General features: G+C 39.3%; 18 protein-coding genes and 1 pseudogene. 12 read left to right on the top strand and 7 right to left on the bottom strand.

Annotated features, from left to right (window positions below; all coding sequences use genetic code 11):
- Positions 1-7 precede the first annotated feature (7 nt).
- The 8 genes from HPB14_RS05960 (at position 8) to sabA (ending at position 8,546) form a co-directional block, all read left to right on the top strand.
- On the top strand, positions 8-598 hold the full coding sequence (locus HPB14_RS05960; protein ID WP_000846041.1) for an SH3 domain-containing protein: 591 nt from the start codon (positions 8-10) through the stop codon (positions 596-598).
- A gap of 7 nt (positions 599-605) precedes the next feature.
- Positions 606-1,397, top strand: a complete 792-nt coding sequence (locus tag HPB14_RS05955) for a shikimate dehydrogenase (protein WP_000769681.1) — start codon at positions 606-608, stop codon at positions 1,395-1,397.
- Positions 1,397-3,331 carry an RNB domain-containing ribonuclease gene (locus HPB14_RS05950; protein ID WP_001161317.1) on the top strand — a complete coding sequence of 645 codons (1,935 nt, stop codon included), beginning with the start codon at positions 1,397-1,399 and terminating at the stop codon, positions 3,329-3,331. Before HPB14_RS05955 ends, HPB14_RS05950 begins: the two co-directional genes overlap by 1 nt.
- On the top strand, positions 3,321-4,343 hold the full coding sequence (gene holA, locus HPB14_RS05945) for a DNA polymerase III subunit delta (RefSeq protein WP_000285877.1): 1,023 nt from the start codon (positions 3,321-3,323) through the stop codon (positions 4,341-4,343). The genes HPB14_RS05950 and holA overlap by 11 nt, the downstream gene beginning before the upstream one ends.
- A 152-nt stretch (positions 4,344-4,495) precedes the next feature.
- Positions 4,496-4,924, top strand: a complete 429-nt coding sequence (gene rpsF, locus HPB14_RS05940) for a 30S ribosomal protein S6 (protein ID WP_001216736.1) — start codon at positions 4,496-4,498, stop codon at positions 4,922-4,924.
- 9 nt (positions 4,925-4,933) lie between these two features.
- Entirely contained in the window at positions 4,934-5,479 is a 546-nt protein-coding gene (locus tag HPB14_RS05935) for a single-stranded DNA-binding protein (RefSeq protein WP_000482468.1), read from the top strand.
- Positions 5,480-5,501: 22 nt separating this feature from the next.
- Positions 5,502-5,759: a 30S ribosomal protein S18 gene (gene rpsR / locus HPB14_RS05930; RefSeq protein WP_000440196.1), complete on the top strand. Its 258-nt coding sequence runs from the start codon at positions 5,502-5,504 to the stop codon at positions 5,757-5,759.
- A 600-nt stretch (positions 5,760-6,359) separates the two neighbouring features.
- Complete coding sequence (gene sabA / locus HPB14_RS05925) at positions 6,360-8,546, top strand: Hop family adhesin SabA/HopD (RefSeq protein WP_000753175.1); 2,187 nt, start codon at positions 6,360-6,362, stop codon at positions 8,544-8,546.
- A 732-nt stretch (positions 8,547-9,278) separates the two neighbouring features.
- On the opposite strand, the gene HPB14_RS05915 is transcribed toward sabA, so the two are convergent.
- On the bottom strand, positions 9,279-9,509 hold the full coding sequence (locus HPB14_RS05915) for a YdcH family protein (protein ID WP_000468328.1): 231 nt from the start codon (positions 9,507-9,509) through the stop codon (positions 9,279-9,281).
- Between the two features lie 118 nt (positions 9,510-9,627).
- Here HPB14_RS05915 and alaS point away from each other — a divergent pair, with 118 nt between their 5' ends.
- The 3 genes from alaS (at position 9,628) to HPB14_RS08295 (ending at position 13,116) form a co-directional block, all read left to right on the top strand.
- Complete coding sequence (gene alaS, locus HPB14_RS05910) at positions 9,628-12,171, top strand: alanine--tRNA ligase (protein WP_000354778.1); 2,544 nt, start codon at positions 9,628-9,630, stop codon at positions 12,169-12,171.
- Between the two features lies 1 nt (position 12,172).
- The gene (maf, locus tag HPB14_RS05905; RefSeq protein ID WP_000420266.1) at positions 12,173-12,745 is read left to right on the top strand and encodes a septum formation inhibitor Maf; all 573 of its coding nucleotides are present in this window, start codon (positions 12,173-12,175) and stop codon (positions 12,743-12,745) included.
- A gap of 113 nt (positions 12,746-12,858) precedes the next feature.
- Complete coding sequence (locus HPB14_RS08295; RefSeq protein WP_000255518.1) at positions 12,859-13,116, top strand: hypothetical protein; 258 nt, start codon at positions 12,859-12,861, stop codon at positions 13,114-13,116.
- Between the two features lie 79 nt (positions 13,117-13,195).
- Here the strand turns inward: HPB14_RS08295 and HPB14_RS05895 are convergent, their stop codons facing one another.
- The 6 genes and pseudogenes from HPB14_RS05895 to HPB14_RS08615 form a co-directional block, all read right to left on the bottom strand.
- Positions 13,196-14,200, bottom strand: coding sequence for a formamidase (locus tag HPB14_RS05895; RefSeq protein WP_000534775.1), 1,005 nt, complete (start codon positions 14,198-14,200; stop codon positions 13,196-13,198).
- A gap of 165 nt (positions 14,201-14,365) precedes the next feature.
- Positions 14,366-15,493 (bottom strand): glutamine-hydrolyzing carbamoyl-phosphate synthase small subunit, encoded by a 1,128-nt coding sequence (gene carA / locus HPB14_RS05890; protein ID WP_000254223.1) that lies wholly within the window; start codon positions 15,491-15,493, stop codon positions 14,366-14,368.
- Positions 15,493-16,044, bottom strand: a complete 552-nt coding sequence (locus HPB14_RS05885) for a DUF507 family protein (protein WP_001237439.1) — start codon at positions 16,042-16,044, stop codon at positions 15,493-15,495. The genes carA and HPB14_RS05885 overlap by 1 nt, the downstream gene beginning before the upstream one ends.
- Positions 16,045-16,122: 78 nt before the next feature.
- The gene (locus HPB14_RS05880; protein ID WP_001177373.1) at positions 16,123-17,370 is read right to left on the bottom strand and encodes a glycosyltransferase family 39 protein; all 1,248 of its coding nucleotides are present in this window, start codon (positions 17,368-17,370) and stop codon (positions 16,123-16,125) included.
- Between the two features lie 3 nt (positions 17,371-17,373).
- Positions 17,374-18,270: a DMT family transporter gene (locus HPB14_RS05875; RefSeq protein ID WP_001246301.1), complete on the bottom strand. Its 897-nt coding sequence runs from the start codon at positions 18,268-18,270 to the stop codon at positions 17,374-17,376.
- A 12-nt stretch (positions 18,271-18,282) separates the two neighbouring features.
- A pseudogene (locus tag HPB14_RS08615) lies at positions 18,283-18,521 on the bottom strand (hypothetical protein).
- A gap of 94 nt (positions 18,522-18,615) precedes the next feature.
- On the opposite strand from HPB14_RS08615, the gene HPB14_RS05870 reads away from it, so the two are divergent.
- A complete protein-coding gene (locus HPB14_RS05870; protein WP_000301257.1) occupies positions 18,616-19,077 on the top strand; it encodes a hypothetical protein in 462 nt (153 codons plus the stop codon).
- Positions 19,078-19,153: the final 76 nt, after the last annotated feature.

Genomic DNA, 19,153 nt, shown 5'->3' with positions numbered 1-19,153 from the left:
GGTAGGAATGAAAACTGAGATGAAATCTTCTTTAAAACTTTTTATGCGGCCTTTTTTGGTGGTTTTGGCGTTCATGTTGTTGTATGCTTTAGTGCATGCTGCTCTTGGTTTTTATGCGAAAAAAGACAGCGTTCAAATAAACCAGAATTTAGAAAAAACCGAGACAGAGCGTCAAAACAGCGTGCTTCCGCCCAAACAAGAAGAATCCAACGCAACCACAACCGCCACAGAAGAAAACCCCACCAAAGACACAGTGCCACCTTTAGAAACAGCCGCACAAGAAAAAGAAACTAAACAAGAAACTAAACAAGAGCAAGAAAAAGAAAACGAGCCTAAACAAAACAGCGTCCCGCCCACTCAAAACAACCAAAAAACCCCTACAACCCCCTTAATGGGAAAAAAACCTTTAGAGTATAAAGTCGCAGTCAGTGGCGTGAATGTACGCGCTTTTCCTAGCACAAAAGGTAAAATCTTGGGATTGCTTTTAAAAAATAAAAGCGTGAAGGTTTTAGAAATCCAAAACGATTGGGCTGAAATTGAATTTTCTAATAAAACAAAGGGCTATGTGTTTTTAAAACTTTTAAAAAGGGCTGAATGAAAGAATAATGAAATTAAAATCTTTTGGGGTTTTGGGAAATCCCATTAAGCATTCCAAATCGCCCTTAATCCATAACGCTTGTTTTTTGACTTTTCAAAAAGAATTAGGGTTTTTGGGGCATTACCACCCCATATTACTCCCTTTAGAAAGCCACATCAAAAACGAGTTTTTGCATTTGGGATTGAGTGGGGCTAATGTAACTTTACCCTTTAAAGAAAGGGCGTTTCAAATTTGCGATAAGATCAAAGGTATCGTGCTTGAATGCGGAGCGGTCAATACGCTTGTTTTAGAAAATGATGAGCTTGTGGGTTACAATACCGACGCCTTGGGTTTCTGGCTCTCTTTGGGAGGTGAGAGCTACCAGAGCACTCTGATTTTGGGATCTGGGGGGAGCGCTAAAGCCCTAGCGTGCGAATTGAAAAGACAAGGCTTGAAAGTGAGCGTGTTAAACCGCTCTGCTAGGGGATTGGATTTTTTCCAACGCCTGGGCTGTGATTGTTTTATGGATCCTCCTAAAAGCGCTTTTGATTTGATTATCAACGCCACTTCAGCGAGTTTAAATCACGAATTGCCTTTGAATAAAGAGGTTTTGAAAGGGTATTTTAAAGAGGGCAAGCTCGCTTATGATTTAGCGTATGGGTTTTTAACGCCCTTTTTATCTCTGGCTAAAGAGTTAGAAACCCCTTTTCAAGACGGGAAAGACATGCTCATCTATCAAGCTGCTTTAAGTTTTGAAAAATTCAGCGCTTCTCAAATCCCTTATTCAAAAGCGTTTGAAGTCATGCGAAGTGTTTTTTGATGCAAGGGTTTTTAAGAAGCCTGTTTTTTGGGGTTAAAAAGATCCCTAAACCATTCGCTCCTCTAGTAGAAAAGGGCGTTTTAAAAGAAGCGCTTGAATTGAAAAAGGATCGCTATTTTTTAAAAGAAGGCTTTGATATAGGCAAAGTTGAAAAAGTAAAAGATAAGGCGTTTTTCATTTCTTTAGCGAAAAATTACCCTAAAGACCCTTTAATCAAAAACTTACCCCCATCTTTTAAAACAGACGCTTTGATTTTATGCCAAATAGAATGTTCTAAAAAACGCCCCATAGCCTTTTTTAAAGCCGCTCTTTTAAATGCAGATCACACGATGATAGCTTACTTGGCTAAAAAAAATAACCAGATTGTGGCTATCCCTTTTAAAGAGCCTTTTAAAAAACCTGTTTCTTTAAAGCACAGCCAAAAATCCTTACTAGAATTGCCCAGGCATTGCGTGGTAAAGATCGATCTTAAAAAGCGTGAAATCAGCGAAATTTTAGGGGCTTTAGAAGACCCTTTAATAGATGAAAACCTTTCTTTAAGCCTTTTTGACAGGGTTAAGGATTTTTCACAAGATTGCTTGGATTTAGCGCAACATTACGCGCAACTCAAAGCGAGCGATTTTAAAGACAGGATCAATTATTCTCATATCCCTTTTATCACCATTGACCCCAAAGACGCTAAAGATTTTGACGATGCGATTTTTTATGACCAAAAAAAAAGGGTTTTGTTTGTGGCGGTCGCTGATGTGAGCGAATTTGTGCCGAAACATTCCAGTTTGGATAAAGAAGCTAGAATTAGGGGCTTTAGCGTGTATTTCCCTAACAGCGTCTATCCCATGCTGCCTTTGAGTTTGTCTCAAGGGGCATGCTCATTAAAAGCGTTTGAAAAACGCCTGGCTTTAGTGTATGAAATCCCTCTAGATAATTTGAAAAATGCCCGATTATCTCAAGGCGTCATTGAAGTTAGGGCTAATTGCACTTATGAAGAAATCAATCATTTTTTAAGCGCTAATCAAAGCTCTTTAGATAAAGATTTGCAACAAAGCCTTTTGGGGTTTTTAGAAATGGCTTTAAAGTTAAAAAAGGAGCGTTTAAAAAAGGGGCTTAATTTCAATTCCTTTGAAAACAAGCTGTATTTGAATAAAGAAGGGCGTATAGAAAAAATTGAAACAGAAAAAGAAAGCGATGCGCACACCCTCATAGAAGAAGCCATGCTCTTAGCCAACCAATCTAGTGCGAAGTTATTAGATGAGCATTTTCACAATAAGGGGATATACCGCACCCATAAAGAGCCGAGTTTGGAGCAGCAAAAACGCCTTTACGCTAAGCTTTTTGATTATGAGATTGTGCGCCCTAAAAACATGGGTTTTTTTCCTTTTTTAGAGCATGCCTTAAAGATAGCCAAAGAAAAGAGTATAGAAAGAGAAGTTTCACGCTTAATCATCAAGTCTCAAAATTTAGCCCTTTATAGCCCCCTGCAAGAAAGCCATTTTGGTTTGGGGTTTGCTAGCTATACGCATTTCACTTCGCCCATTAGACGATACAGCGATCTAGCCTTACACAGGCTTTTAAAAGAATTGTTGTTTCATCAAGCTAAAGGTTGCTCGTATTTGTTAGAAGAAACGCCTGAGTTGTGTTCTGAGTTGAACGCTTTGCAAAAAAAGGCCGCTTTGATTGAAAGAGATTTCATCAAACGCAAATTCGCTCGCTTGGCTTTAGAACTTTTAGAAAAAGAATTTCTGGGCGTGGTTTTAGAGGTTAAAGATTGGGTAGTGGTGGGGTTAAAAGAATTTATAGGGCTTAAAGTTTTAATCAAAACGAACAAGGTTTTTAAGCCGTTAGAAAAGGTGCGCGTTACAATCACGCATGCGGATTTGGTTTTAGGGCAAGTTAGAGGCGAAATCACAGAAAGGATTAAAGAGCATGTATCGTAAAGATTTGGACCATTATTTAAAACAACGACTCCCTAAAGCGGTGTTTTTGTATGGGGAGTTTGATTTTTTTATCCATTATTATATTCAAACGATTAGCACGCTTTTTAAAGGCAATAACCCTGACACAGAAACTTCGCTTTTTTATGCGAGCGATTATGAAAAAAGTCAGATCGCGACCCTTTTAGAGCAGGATTCTTTATTTGGAGGGAGCAGTTTAGTCATTTTAAAACTGGATTTTGCGCTGCATAAGAAATTTAAGGAAAATGATATCAATTTTTTTTTAAAGGCTTTAGAGCGGCCTAGCCATAACAGGCTTATCATAGGGCTTTATAATGCTAAAAGCGACACCACCAAATACAAATACACTAGCGATGCTATCGTTAAATTTTTCCAAAAAAGCCCCTTGAAAGATGAAGCGATCTGCACGCGTTTTTTTACCCCTAAAACTTGGGAGAGTTTGAAATTCTTGCAAGAAAGGGCTAATTTTTTACATTTAGACATCAGCAGCCATCTTTTAAACGCTCTTTTTGAAACCAATAACGAGGATTTAGGCGTTTCGTTTAACGATTTAGACAAGCTAGCGGTTTTAAATGCGCCCATCGCTTTAGAAGACATTCAAGAATTAAGCTCCAATGCGGGGGATATGGATTTGCAAAAGCTCATTTTAGGGCTTTTTTTGAAAAAAAGCGTTCTTGATATTTATGATTATTTGTTAAAAGAGGGCAAAAAGGATGCGGATATTTTAAGGGGGTTAGAGCGGTATTTTTACCAGCTTTTTTTATTTTTCGCCCACATTAAAACGACCGGTTTAATGGACGCTAAAGAAGTTTTAGGCTACACTCCTCCTAAAGAAATTGCCGAAAATTACGCTAAAAACGCCTTGCGTTTGAAAGAAGCCGGCTATAAGAGGGTTTTTGAAATTTTTAGGTTATGGCACCTTCAAAGCATGCAAGGGCAAAAAGAATTGGGCTTTTTGTATTTGACCTCCATTCAAAAAATCATTAACCCTTGAAAAATGCCTAAGGCGTTTTTTGTTTTGAGCTTTAATATTCCAATAAAACTAAATTTAATCCAAAAACAAGCGAAAGCAAGGTATAATCAAAAGTTTTTTAGACCTTGCTCTTTTTTAGTAAAAAAAGGGCTATACAACCATAAGGAGAATGGATGAGGCATTATGAAACGATGTTTATTCTCAAACCTACTTTAGTAGAAGAAGAGATTAAATCCAAAATTGAATTTTACAGAGAAGTGATCACTAAGCATCATGGCGTGATTGAAACGAGCCTGGATATGGGCATGCGTAATTTAGCTTATGAAATCAAAAAGCACAAAAGAGGCTATTATTATGTGGCGTATTTCAAAGCAGATCCGTCAATGATTTTAGAGCTTGAACGATTGTATCGCATCAATGAAGACGTGTTGCGTTTCATTGTGATCAAATACGAAAGCAAAAAAGAAGTGGAAGCGTGGCATGCGTTAGTGGATAGGGCTAATAAAAAGCCATCGCACGCTAAAGAAAAACACGAAAAAACCGAACACACGCATTCTCACCACGCAGAGGAAGCAAAAAGCACAGAATCTCATAGCGAATAAGGGCTTATCATGTTTAATAAAGTGATTATGGTAGGGCGTTTGACTAGGAATGTGGAGTTGAAATATTTGCCTAGCGGTTCGGCTGCGGCTACAATAGGTTTAGCCACAAGCAGGCGTTTTAAAAAGCAAGACGGCACGCTAGGCGAAGAAGTGTGCTTCATAGATGCGCGTTTGTTTGGGCGAACGGCTGAAATCGCTAACCAGTATTTGAGCAAGGGGTCAAGCGTTTTGATAGAAGGCCGTTTGACTTATGAGAGTTGGATGGATCAAACGGGCAAAAAAAATTCCCGCCACACTATCACAGCGGACTCGTTGCAATTTATGGATAAAAAGTCAGACAATCCCCAAGCAAACACCATGCAAGATAGCATGACGCATGAGAATTTCAACAACGCTTATCCCGCTAATTATAACGCTCCCAGCCAGGATCCTTTTAACCAAGCCCCAAGTTATGCGCAAAACGCTTACGCTAAAGAGAATTTACAAGCACAGCCGTCCAAGTATCAAAACAGCGTGCCTGAAATCAATATTGATGAAGAAGAAATCCCCTTTTAAGGGTTAAAATTAAGGAGACATTATGGAAAGAAAACGCTATTCAAAACGCTATTGCAAATACACTGAAGCTAAAATCAGCTTTATTGATTATAAAGATTTAGACATGCTCAAGCACACGCTATCAGAGCGCTATAAAATCATGCCAAGGAGGTTGACAGGCAATAGCAAAAAGTGGCAAGAGAGGGTGGAAGTAGCGATCAAAAGAGCCCGCCACATGGCTTTAATCCCCTACATTGTAGACAGGAAAAAAGTCGTGGATAGCCCTTTTAAACAGCACTAAATTTTTAGGGCTGATAGGGGGCATGGCCCTTTTAATCTTGTTTAATCTTGTTTAATCTTGTTTAATCTTATTTAATCTTATTTAATCTTATTTAATCTTATTTAATCTTATTTAATCTTATTTAATCTTATTTAATCTTATTTAATCTTATTTAATCTTATTTAATCTTATTTAATCTTATTTAATCTTGGCCTGGCTTTTATGGAGTGCTAGCGGTAAAAACGATAAAAAGCCTTTTTAAGACAAAATAAAAAAGCTTGATTTTAGCGGTGATTTCTTGAGCGTTATTAGAAATCTAGTGGGAATGTTATTTTAAAATACCCCCTTAAGAGTCTTGCAGCCAAATCCAAAACGATCCCACCAAGTAACTAAACCCTATTTTTACTGCTATCCCTATTAAAACAAATTTTAAACCCCTTTTAACAATTAAAAATGGTTCAAAAATACCCCAAAAACCCTTTTTTTTTTTTTTTTGAAACAACAAAACGCCAAATCAGTGCAAAAATCTTATCAATCCATGCTATATTAACGAAGTCTTGTGATAAGATCTTATCATTTTAAAAGACTTACCTAACTATTTTAATTTCAAGGAGAAAATTTATGAAAAAAACCCTTTTACTCTCTCTCTCTCTCTCTCTCTCGTTTTTGCTCCACGCTGAAGACGACGGCTTTTACACAAGCGTAGGCTATCAGATCGGTGAAGCCGCTCAAATGGTAACAAACACCAAAGGCATTCAAGAGCTTTCAGACAATTATGAAAAGCTGAACAACCTTTTAACCCGATACAGCACCCTAAACACCCTGATCAAATTATCCGCTGATCCGAGCGCTGTCAGTGGCACGATTAATAATTTGAATGCGGGCGCGACGGGTTTGCTCAAAGAAAAAACCAATTCCCCCGCCTATCAAGCCGTCTCTTTGGCTCTTAATGCCGCAGTGGGGCTGTGGAATACCATCGGCTATGCGGTCATGTGCGGGAACGGGAACGACACAGGGGGTGGGCCTGGTAGCGTGATCTTTCATGGCCAGCCAGGACAGAGTTCCACGGCCATTACTTGCAACCGCTTTGAATCGACTGGGCCTGGTAAAAGCATGTCTATTGATGAATTCAAGAAACTCAATGAAGCCTATCAAATCATCCAACAAGCTTTAAAGAATCAAAATGGGTTTCCTGAACTAGGCAGGGAAGGCACAAGTGTGAGTGTTAAATACACCTACGAATGCGAACAGAATAATAGTACTAACGGCGGTGTGAATCAGTTCTGCCGGGCTAAAAATGGTAGCAGCAGTGGTGGTAGCACGCAAATGACTACTCAAGACGGCGTAATGATCGCCACTACTTATAATAATAACAAAGCCACCGTCGAATTTAGCATCATCAATAACGCTCAACAGCTTTTAAATCAAGCGGCAAACATCATGCAAGTCCTTAACACGCAATGCCCTTTAGTGCGATCTAGGAGTAATGTAAACGCTCAAGGTGATGGTAGCCCATGGGGTTTATCCACAAGTGGGAATGCGTGCCAAATCTTCCAACAGGAATTTAGCCAGGTTACTAGCATGATCAAAAACGCCCAAGAAATCGTCGCGCAAAGCCAAATCGTTAGTGAAAATGCGCAAAATCAAAACAACCTAGACACTGGAAAACCATTCAACCCTTACACAGACGCTAGCTTTGCACAAAGCATGCTCGCTAACGCTAAAGCGCAAGCAGAGATGTTCAATTTGAGCGAACAAGTGAAAAAGAATTTGGAAGTCATGCAAAACAACAATAACGTTAATGTTAGGGAAGAAATGACCAATTTTGTTAGCGCCTTTTTGGCAAGTTGTAAAGATGATGGGACATTGCCTAATCAAGGGGTAACTTCTAACACTTGGGGGGCCGGTTGCGCCTATGTGAAACAAACCATAACGGCTTTAACCAACAGCATCGCTCATTTTGGCACTCAAGAGCAGCAGATACAGCAAGCTGAAAACATCGCTGACACTCTAGTGAATTTCAAATCTAGATACAACGAATTGGGCAACACCTATAACAGCATCACTACTGCGCTCTCTAGCATCCCTAACGCGCAAAGCTTGCAAAATGCGGTGAGCAAAAAGAATAACCCCTATAGCCCGCAAGGCATAGAGACCAACTACTACTTGAATCAAAACTCTTACAACCAAATCCAAACCATCAACCAAGAACTAGGACGAAACCCCTTTAGGAAAGTGGGAATCGTCAGCTCTCAAACCAACAATGGTGCCATGAATGGGATCGGTATCCAAGTAGGCTACAAACAATTCTTTGGCCAAAAAAGAAAATGGGGCGCTAGGTATTACGGCTTCTTTGATTACAACCATGCGTTCATTAAATCCAGCTTCTTCAACTCGGCTTCTGATGTATGGACTTATGGTTTTGGAGCGGACGCTCTTTATAATTTCATCAACGATAAAGCCACCAATTTCTTAGGCAAAAACAACAAGCTTTCCGTGGGGCTTTTTGGAGGGATTGCGTTAGCGGGGACTTCATGGCTTAATTCTGAGTATGTGAATTTAGCCACCATGAATAACGTCTATAACGCTAAAATGAACGTGGCGAACTTCCAATTCTTATTCAACATGGGAGTGAGAATGAATTTGGCCAGACCTAAGAAAAAAGACAGCGATCATGTGGCTCAGCATGGGATTGAATTAGGCGTGAAGATCCCCACCATCAACACGAACTATTATTCCTTTATGGGGGCTGAACTCAAATACCGCAGGCTCTATAGCGTGTATTTGAATTATGTGTTCGCTTACTAAAAGCTTAAAACCCTTTGTGAAACTCCCTTTTTTAACCCTCTTTTTTTGGGGGGTTTCTTTTGAAGCCTTTTTTTTTGGAGGGGTTTAATTTTTTTGAAGCCTTTGTTTTTTAAACTCTCTTTTTTTTGAACCCTTTGTTTTAAATTCTCTGTTTTTGAACCCTTTGTTTTTTTTGGGGATTTTAATGAAAAATCTTTTTTCTTTTGAACCCTCTCTCTTAAATCCTCTTTTTTTTAGGGGGTTTCTTATTGAGAGATTTCTTTTCTTAAACCCTCTTTTCTTAAACACTTTGTTTTTTTGGGGATTTTGATGAAAAATCCTTTTTAGCGTTTTTGATAATTATTTATTGGAAAACTTGACGCTAATTTAAGCGATAGTTTTTAAAAAGCGCTTCTTTAGGGGGATTAGTGGGGCTAAAAGGGAGAGAATAATCTCAAAGTGCTTCCTATATTTTCAAGAAAATAAAACAAAACTTTAAGAACTTTAATAAAATAATTTTACAACAAAATGAGATCTAAAACGATAAAACTAAAGTTTTAAAAACCCATTTTTTAAAAATGTAAAGAATATTAAAATTAATAAAGCTTATAGTGGGAATAAAGCTGAAAGCAACCTAACGCTTTAACCTAAAATCAAGGTGTCAAGTCTAACTAATAAGTGCTAACCAAGCGACAAGCCAAAACCCCCTTTTTAAAAAGCGTTTTAGCGTGTTTTCACAAAGATGACTAAACCTTAAACATGATCGGATTTTTGCTTTTCTCTATATTCTATGATCATGCTGTGGATTTCATCTTTTAATTTTAATTTTTGTTTTTTCATGTGGCTGACTTCAGCATCGCTAGCGTTTTGTTGCTCAGCGGTTTTGATGTCGTCATCAAGCTGGTTATGTTTCTCAAAAATCTTATCAAAATGCGGATTATTCGCTTTTAACACGCTGATTTCGTCTCTAAATTCATGGAACATGGTTTTCTCCTTTATTTTGGATGTTTAAAGTATAATAAACTATCTTTTTAAAAAAACAACTTAAAAGAGCTATAAAATAGCTTTAAAGCGCGCGATAAAACGACAAAAAGGAATACCCATGGACATTCGCAACGAATTTTTACAATTTTTTCAAAATAAGGGGCATGAGATTTATCCTAGCATGCCTTTAGTGCCTAATGACGCCACCTTGCTTTTTACTAATGCCGGCATGGTGCAATTTAAAGATATTTTTACCGGGATTGTGCCGCGCCCTAGCATCCCTAGAGCGACAAGCTCGCAATTGTGCATGCGCGCAGGCGGTAAGCATAACGATTTAGAAAATGTCGGTTATACCGCAAGACACCACACGCTTTTTGAAATGCTAGGGAATTTCTCTTTTGGGGATTATTTCAAAGAAGAAGCGATTTTGTTTGCGTGGGAATTTGTAACCAAGAATTTAGGGTTTAAGCCTAAAGATTTGTATATCAGCGTGCATGAAAAAGACGATGAAGCCGTTAAGCTATGGGAAAAGTTTGTGCCTTTTGATAGGATTAAAAAAATGGGCGATAAAGATAATTTCTGGCAAATGGGCGATAGCGGGCCTTGCGGGCCTTGCAGTGAAATTTATATTGATCAGGGCGAAAAACACTTTAAGGGGAGCGAGGATTATTTTGGGGGCGAGGGCGATAGGTTTTTAGAAATTTGGAATCTGGTGTTCATGCAATACGAACGCTCTAATGATGGCGTTTTGTCCCCCTTACCAAAGCCTAGCATTGATACAGGCATGGGGTTAGAAAGGGTGCAAGCACTATTAGAACATAAGCTCAATAATTTTGATTCTTCATTATTTGCACCCTTAATGGCAGAAATCAGCGAGCTTACAAGTTTGGATTATACGAGCGAATTTAAACCAAGCTTTAGGGTAGTAGCCGATCACGCCAGAGCGGTAGCGTTCTTGCTCGCTCAAGGGGTGCATTTCAATAAAGAAGGCCGTGGCTATGTTTTAAGGCGTATTTTAAGGCGAGCCTTAAGGCATGGGTATTTAATGGGCTTGAAAGAAGCGTTTTTATACAAAGTCGTGGGCGTGGTGTGCGAGCAATTTGCTAACACGCATGCGTATTTGAAAGAATCTAAAGAAATAGTGATGAAAGAGTGCTTTGAAGAAGAAGAGCGTTTTTTAGAGACTTTGGAATCTGGCATGGAATTGTTTAACTTGTCTTTAAAGCATTTGAATGAAAATAAAATCTTTGATGGCAAGATCGCTTTCAAGCTTTATGACACTTTTGGTTTCCCTTTGGATTTAACGAACGACATGCTAAGAAGTCATGGGGCGTTCGTGGATATGCAAGGCTTTGAACATTGCATGCAAGAGCAAGTGAAACGCTCTAAAGCTTCATGGAAAGGCAAACAAAATAACGCTGATTTTAGCGCTATTTTAAACGCTTATGCACCTAATGTTTTTGTAGGGTATGAAACGACAGAATGTCCTGCTAAAGTTTTAGGGTTTTTTGATAGCGATTTTAAAGAAATAACCGATGCAAATCCTAACCAAGAAGTTTGGGTGTTGCTAGAAAAAACCCCTTTTTATGCAGAAGGTGGGGGGGCTATAGGCGATAGGGGTGCACTTTTAAAAGATAATGAAGAAGCGGCTATAGTGTCAGACACAAAAAACTTTTTTGGGCTTAATTTTTCGCTTCTTGAAATCAAAAAAGCGCTAAAAAAAGGCGATCAAGTGATCGCGCAAGTGAGCGATGAGCGCTTAGAAATCGCCAAACACCATAGCGCGACGCATTTATTGCAGAGCGCTTTAAGAGAAGTTTTAGGCTCGCATGTGAGTCAAGCAGGGAGTTTAGTGGAATCCAAACGATTGCGCTTTGATTTCTCGCATGCTAAAGCGCTCAATGATGAAGAGTTAGAAAAAGTGGAAGATTTAGTTAATGCTCAAATTTTCAAGCACCTAAATAGCCAGGTGGAGTATATGCCTTTAAACCAAGCTAAAGATAAGGGAGCGTTAGCGTTATTCAGTGAAAAATACGCTGAAAATGTGCGCGTGGTGAGCTTTAAAGAAGCGTCTATTGAATTGTGTGGGGGCATTCATGTGGAAAATACCGGGCTGATTGGGGGGTTTAGGATTGTAAAAGAAAGCGGGGTGAGTAGTGGGGTCAGACGCATTGAAGCGGTGTGCGGGAAGGCCTTTTACCAACTGGCTAAAGAAGAAAGTAAAGAGCTTAAAAACGCTAAGACTTTATTGAAAAATAACGATGTCATAGCCGGCATCAACAAGCTTAAAGAGAGCGTGAAAAACAGCCAAAAAGTCCCCGTTTCTATGGATTTGCCGATTGAAAAAATCCATGGCGTGGATTTGGTGGTGGGCGTCGTGGAACAAGGCGACATTAAAGAAATGATTGACCGATTGAAAAGTAAGCATGAAAGATTGCTCGCTATGGTGTTTAAACAAGAAAATGAGCGCATAACTCTCGCATGCGGGGTGAAAAACGCGCCCATAAAAGCGAACGCATGGGCTAATGAAGTGGCGCAAATTTTAGGGGGTAAAGGGGGCGGGAGAGATGATTTTGCGAGCGCTGGGGGTAAGGATATTGAAAATTTGCAAGCGGCGCTCAATTTAGCGAAAAATACCGCTCTTAAAGCTTTAGAGGGATAGCATGGAGCTTATTTTAGGCTCTCAATCCAGCGCTAGGGCGAATCTTTTAAAAGAGCATGGGATTAAGTTTGAACAAAAAGCACTCTATTTTGATGAAGAAAGCCTAAAAACCACAGACCCTAGGGAGTTTGTCTATTTGGCGTGCAAGGGGAAATTAGAAAAAGCTAAAGAGTTACTTGCGAATAATTGCGTTATCGTGGTGGCTGATAGCGTGGTGAGCGTGGGTAATCGCATGCAACGAAAAGCTAAAAACAAGCAAGAAGCCCTTGAATTTTTAAAACTCCAAAATGGTCATGAAATAGAGGTTTTAACCTGCTCTGCATTGATTTCTCCTGTGTTGGAATGGCTGGATCTGTCGGTTTTTAGAGCGCGTTTAAAGGCGTTTGATCCTAGCGAGATAGAAAAATATTTAGAGAGCGGTTTGTGGCAAGAAAGCGCGGGCTGCGTGCGTTTAGAGGACTTTCATAAGCCTTATATTAAAAGCTCAAGCAAGAATTTGAGCGTGGGGTTGGGGCTGAATGTGGAAGGCTTGTTAGGGGCACTACAATTAGGGGCTAAACTTTTATTATTATAAACGCTATTATTTTATAAATATTAAAACACTATCCACTAACTGATAAACCCCCTTGACAAACAAAAAAAACGATATACTCTAGCATTTGATGTTTAAGGAGTTGTCATGGGGTCTTGGTCTCGTATTCTTTTATCAATCTTGGTGGTGGTTTTGGGATTAGTGCTTACTACTATGCTCATAAATTGGCATGTTTAGCGGGAATGATCTATTGTAGCTATGGCATTATTACAGATTTTAGTGCTCTATCAGCCGCAATGGGGTGGTGGTCTTTATCAAAAATAACATGGTTTTGCATAGGTTATATCGCTTTATGGGGGCTTACGCTTTTTATGGGTTTTTTTACATGTTCTACAATAGAAGACTATTCGTAAAAATTGATTGAAAAAATTAAAATAGGGGAAAAACCAGAACCTTTAAAAACAGGTTCTAGCAAAAATACAAGGTTAGGGATTATTTCCCAAAATGCCCACCGGTGGTAGGGTAGCCATAAATAGAGCCATCTTTGATTTTCATGTGATCTTCCCAAGGCAATTTGTATTTACCAGCGGCTAAGTCTTTGATATAGGTTAAGCCTGCGTCATGTTCTCCGCCCGGTTTAGCCACATACCCTCTATGGCCTAGGTTGTAAATGTTGTTTTCTAAGCCCCAGCTTAAGCGGGCGTTGTCTGCCATTTTAGGATAGATTTCCCCGGTTACAATCTCCCAAGGGTTGCGGTGCCCTTGAACAAGAGTCGTGCCATCAAAGTTACAGATTTGCCCCTCACCAAAGTAGTAAAAGACATTATCATAGCCGGCTAAATTCACGCTCACGGTATACATCAAATTGTGCCACGCATTGGAGCGGTTGGTCAAAATCCATTGATCATTGACTTGAGTGCTATAGCCTGAAATACGGATATACACATTGCACCCTTTATAGGCCGCTTCTCTAGCGAGCTCTGGAATCATGCCGTCATGGCAAATGCACACGGCCAATTTTGATCCGCCCGGACCCTCGCACACAGGCATTCCTAAATCCCCAGGATACCATGGTTCAATGGGATTCCATGGGAATAGTTTGCGGTATTTTAAAATGATTTTACCTTGCGGATCAATGATAATGGCGGTGTTGTAGGGGTTTTTGTTAGAATCAGGATTGCGTTCCATGATTGAAAAAACACCATAAACTTTCGCCTCTTTACACGCCTTAGCGTATAGCTCTGTCTCTTTACCCGGGACATCTAATAAAAACTCTTCGCTAAGCCACTTAGCGGTATTCAAACCTTGCGTGCTGTATTCGGGGAAAATGATAAGCTCCACTCCCGGATACCCCGCTTTAGTCGCATGCAAGGTTCTAATAATGCTTTCAATATTGTGATCAATATCCTTACGGCTATTGACAATTGGCACAGGAAACTGAATGGCTGCCACTAAAAACCCTTCAATAGGTTTGCCCATACTACCGATACTTCCCATAATAACTCCTTCTAAAAGTTTTGTCGCAATAACAATAACAATTATTGCGAGAGAATGCTATTGCAAGAGAACTAATTTAGAGTAAATGTGAGATTTTTTGATAAAAAGATTTAAATCTATTTTTAAAGTGCTTTTCAACCTTTATAGGTGTTGTTTTAAAAACCCCTAAAAGCCCTTTAACAATTCCACAAATTCCTTAAAAATATAATGGCTCTCTTTAGGGCCAGGGCTGCTTTCTGGGTGGTGCTGGACAGAGATGATGGGAGCGTTTTTATAACGCACGCCCTCAATGGTGTTGTCAAAAAGATTGCGGTGCGTGATAGTAGCGATTTCTTCAATTGCTTCAGGGACGCAATAGTTGTGGTTTTGCGCGGTGATTTCAACAGCGTTTGTTTCTAGGTTTTTAACGGGGTGGTTGCTCCCATGATGGCCAAATTTGAGCTTGTAGGTAGGGTAGCCTTGTGCGATAGAGAGCAATTGATGCCCTAAACAAATGCCAAACATGGGGATTTTAGCGTCAATGAGTTGTTTGATTTCGCCAATTTCTTGCTGCAAACTCAAAGGATCGCCTGGCCCGTTAGAGAGGAAAATCCCGCTAATTTCTTTTTTTTCATAGGCCTTAATCAGCTCGCTAGCTTTAGTGTGGTGCGGGTAAATAAGGGCTTTTAACCCCACATTTTGAAGCTCGTTTAAAATATTGCCCTTAGCCCCAAAATCTAACACGGCGATAACTTTATGAGAGGTTTTTTCATCAAAAAGCTTGTAATCTAGGGTGTTGAAATCAAAAGTAGCGCGCTGGTGCGTGATGATTTTTGGCGTAGAAACGCTAGACACTAAGGGGGAGTGAGAAATTTTAGGAGCGTTTTTTAAAATTTCTTCAAGCTTGTTTTTGTCATGCTCTATCGTGGAAGCGACCATCATCAAGCACCCATGATGGCGTAAGGTTTTAATCAAACTCCTGGTATCAACGCCACAAATCCCTAAAACGCCACGCTTTTTCAAATAAAGGCTCAAGCTAAAATCCGCCCTTGAATTAGAAAAAAATTCGTTGTAATGGCGTGCTAAAACCCCTGCGCATGAAAAAAAGGATTCATCATCTTTAGAATTAGCGCCCACAACCCCAATTTCAGGCATGCTAAAAACCACGAATTGCCCCTTATAGCTAGGATCGCTAATGACTTCTTGATAGCCGCTCATAGAAGTGTTAAAAACAAGCTCGCCCACTTGCGTGCCGCTAGCCCCAAAACTTTGCGCTTGTAAAAAAAGCCCGTTTTCTAAATAGAGAGAGACCATTATAAAAAGCCTTTGCGTCTTAATTCTTCTTCATAGAGCCTTTCAAACACCAACTCGTATTCATCGCTCCCTACGGGCAGTTTGCGTTTGTAATGCTTGATTTTTTCATGCACTTCATTTTCAATGCTTTCATACGCTTTAGAATAGGTGTCAATGGATTTGTAAATCAAATTTCTTATCAAATTTTCTGACACGCTAAACATGATCAAATCTTCATCTAAGATTTTGTTCAAAATCTGGTGCGATAAATCGCTGCACCTTTCTTCCCAAAACAAATGAAAGCCCTCTTTTTGAGCGATCTGTCTTTTAATCATCCAAAAAAGCTGCCTTTCATCCATCCGCATGAATTCTATTTCATCGGTGTTTTCTTCTAAAAGCTCTCTGGCTTGCTCATCTATGGCGTTTTCTTTTTTAACGCTTTTTTCTAAAATCCCTTCTATCAATTCACACAATAATTCTCTAGGGGCTTTTAATTCTAATAGTTTTGAATGGATAAAGTCGTTAGCAATCTTATGGCTTATATGGGTGATATGGGTTAGTTTGAGTCTCATGATTTTTCTCGCATATTTTATTTATTTTTAGAGTGTATTTTATCGTTTTTTAGATAAAACGCTTTTTAAAGAATGGATTTAATGGCGCACCAAACTATAGGATTGTAGAATTTTATCAGCGTAGATGATTGTAATATCAGGGCGTTTTTTAGAAATCTTAGTGTTAATCAGTCTTAACCTCCCCCCTTTTTTAATGCCATAGAATTGGAGCCTTAAAGCGAGTTGTTTATCGTTAGTGCGGATTTGATGGATGCCCCTTAATTGCAAGGCTGTAGCGACTTCTTTGGCCAAGAAATGCCGGTTTAATAATTTTTCATTAGCGCCAGAAATTTTACTCCCCCATAAAAAAAGCGTTTCAGTGAGCATTAAAAGATACAAACTGAAAACGCGCAAATAATATTGCCCCCTAAATTCCTTCAAACGCACCCTAAGGCTATTTAAAACGCTTTTAACAAACAAAGGCAAACCGATTAACGCTAAAGGGGCGAAAGTTCTTAAATCTATCTCTTGACGCATGCTCAAAAGCAAAGGGAAAAGCCAACCGTTCGCGCTCATAAAGGCTAGTAACGATGGCTTTTTATCCAAAAGGGCTTTATAGAGCGTATAAGGGTAGTAGAGGAACAATAAGGGCGAATATAAAAGCATGAGTTCTAAGCATGTGTCTATAAAATACCCGCTAGGCAATCCCTTATTGAAACTCCCGCTAAAAAGAGCGGTATTCACAATTAAAACCACCAAAATAAAGATCGCGCTCTTAAAATAGCGTTTTCTTAAAGCGTAGGTAAAAACCCCTAGTAAGAGCGGGATGAACGCGCCGTCTAAAAACGCGCAAGCGCTAAGGGTTAAATAAGGGATTTTTTGGGTTTTGATATATAAATAGCTAATCAAAAGCCCAAGGCTTAACACCAGCACGCTTTTAGCCAATAAAATCGCAAAGAGATTCACTCCAGGCAATAAAGCGTAAGTCAATACCACATAAAGAGCGTCTTTAGGCTTTTTTAAAATCTTTCGCCCTATGAGATAGAATAAAAACATGTTGATGAGATGAGCGATCAAAAAAGGCAATCTTAAAGCCAAATCGTTTTGGCCTAAAATGGCTACGCTTTTTTGAGCGATTTTGACAAACCACACATCGTTATAAAAAAAGTCTTTCGCTTCATTGTAGCTGATAGAAATTTCTTTACTCATCAACAGCCCCAAAGCCAGGACTAAAAAAACCATGATGATAAAGACTAAATCGCTTAAATCAAAGCTTCTTGTTTTTTTCTCTGGATAAATAAAATAGCTAAAGTATAACAGAGCGCTTTGTAAGGGGCTTAGTTGCATGATTTAAATTTTTTTTAATTCTTTTAAAAGAGCGGGCAAGGCAATGAGTAAGCCTGAACATAAAATCAAAACCACCCCTAAAGAGCTTTTAAGATCCAAGAATTTATCGCCCAAATACAACCCAAACAACAGCCCCCAGACAATGCGGGTGTATTCAATGGGGGCAATGATCCCAGCGGGCGCGTTCATGTAAGCATAAGTTAAGAAATACTGCCCTAAAGTCCCGCTAATCCCTATTAAAGAAATCCACAAAATGTCTTCTTTTCTAGGGATATGAATGCCTGTGGATAAAAAAGGAATATCAATGAACATGCCTATTAATCCAAGAAGGCTCATGCCAAAGGCGAACGCTAAAATCACGGCTTGCTTGTCATAATATTCCCTCAAATCCCTTAAAGTGATATACGCTAAAGACACAAAAATCCCGCTCAATAAGCCCATAATAATTTCAACCGGCCCCACATTTTCCACGCTAGGATCGGAGATCAGCACCACCCCCACTAGCCCAATGCATGCGGAAATTAACGCGCTTCTTTTGAGCTTTTCTTTCAAAAGCAAAGGGGAAAGGAGCACCGTATAAATGGGCGCGCATTGCGAGAAAGCCGTCGCTGTGGCGAGCGAAATTTTTTCAATATTATAAAAAAACGCCAGCATGGCTAAGCCCCCCACAACGACCCTAAAAGCGAGTTTTTTAAAACCGCCTTGTTTGTAACTCTTCAAGCGGTAGGGTTTGAAAGGATAAATAAATAAGAGTAAAAGCGTCATGGTAATGGAGCGGTAAAACACGTTTTCCATAGGGGAAAAATAATCCGCTGTGATTTTAACAAACGCGCTCATGATCCCAAAGCATAAATTCGCTAAGAGTATCATTGAAACGCCAAATAAAATGGTATTACGCATGCTTTTTACCCATCAATAAAGATTTTTAGGGTAGTTTAACCTAAAATCTCTAATTAAAGGATTAAAGTTTTTAAGCTCTAAACGCATAAAAGTTGCATTGATTGATAAAATCATGGTATAACAATGCTCTAGGAGTTTTACCTTTTGTTTATCCATTTTAAGCTCCTTATAGAAATATGAAAACATAAAAACACGAATCCTTTTTGAAAATAAACTCCTAGACCCTTTTTAAAGGGTTTGAACGCCACTATTAGAAAACTCTTTTAAGCTTTTTAAATTTCTTAGTCTCATTAGGGAATGGATTTTGCTTAATATCAGCGTAAAATTCAATTATAGGAAATTCACATGGCTGTTTCTTCTATCAATCAGTTTGATTCTAACATTTATGGGCTTTTAAACGCTAAAAGCGCTCCTAAAGAAGACCTGGCTCCCGTTGAAAACACAGAAAAAATAGAGCGAGAAAAAAAGGACGCTCCAACAGAAAACCTCCCCTTTAACCCTGACAAGCGAGAGACTTACGGCTTTTTGGTTTTAGAATTGATGAGCGATAGAGAGTATGAGGCTTTTTTAAGGGCTACGGCCGGAATGGATGAGAGCCAGAAACGCTTGGCCGCCCAGTCTCTCTATAGTTTGACGGATTTTTATAACGGAAAATTCTCTAAAGAAGTGGAAAACGCCCCCAAACAACCGGTGAATGGCTTGCACAAAAAAGCCCTACAAACCTTTAACGCTACCAACCATAACGCTTTTTTGCAACGCTATCAAAACGCTTACAACAACCCTTCAACGATGGATGTGGTTCTTTGAATATTAGGGTTAAATGGAGAATTGATCATCAAAAACGCTTTTGAGCGTTTTGATGATAGCCAACGCCTAGTGGGAT

This window comes from Helicobacter pylori HUP-B14, assembly GCF_000259235.1.
In the GTDB taxonomy this organism is placed as follows: domain Bacteria; phylum Campylobacterota; class Campylobacteria; order Campylobacterales; family Helicobacteraceae; genus Helicobacter; species Helicobacter pylori_CU.
The sequence above is the reverse complement of the archived record's forward strand: the minus strand, read 5'-3'. Positions and strand labels throughout refer to the sequence as shown.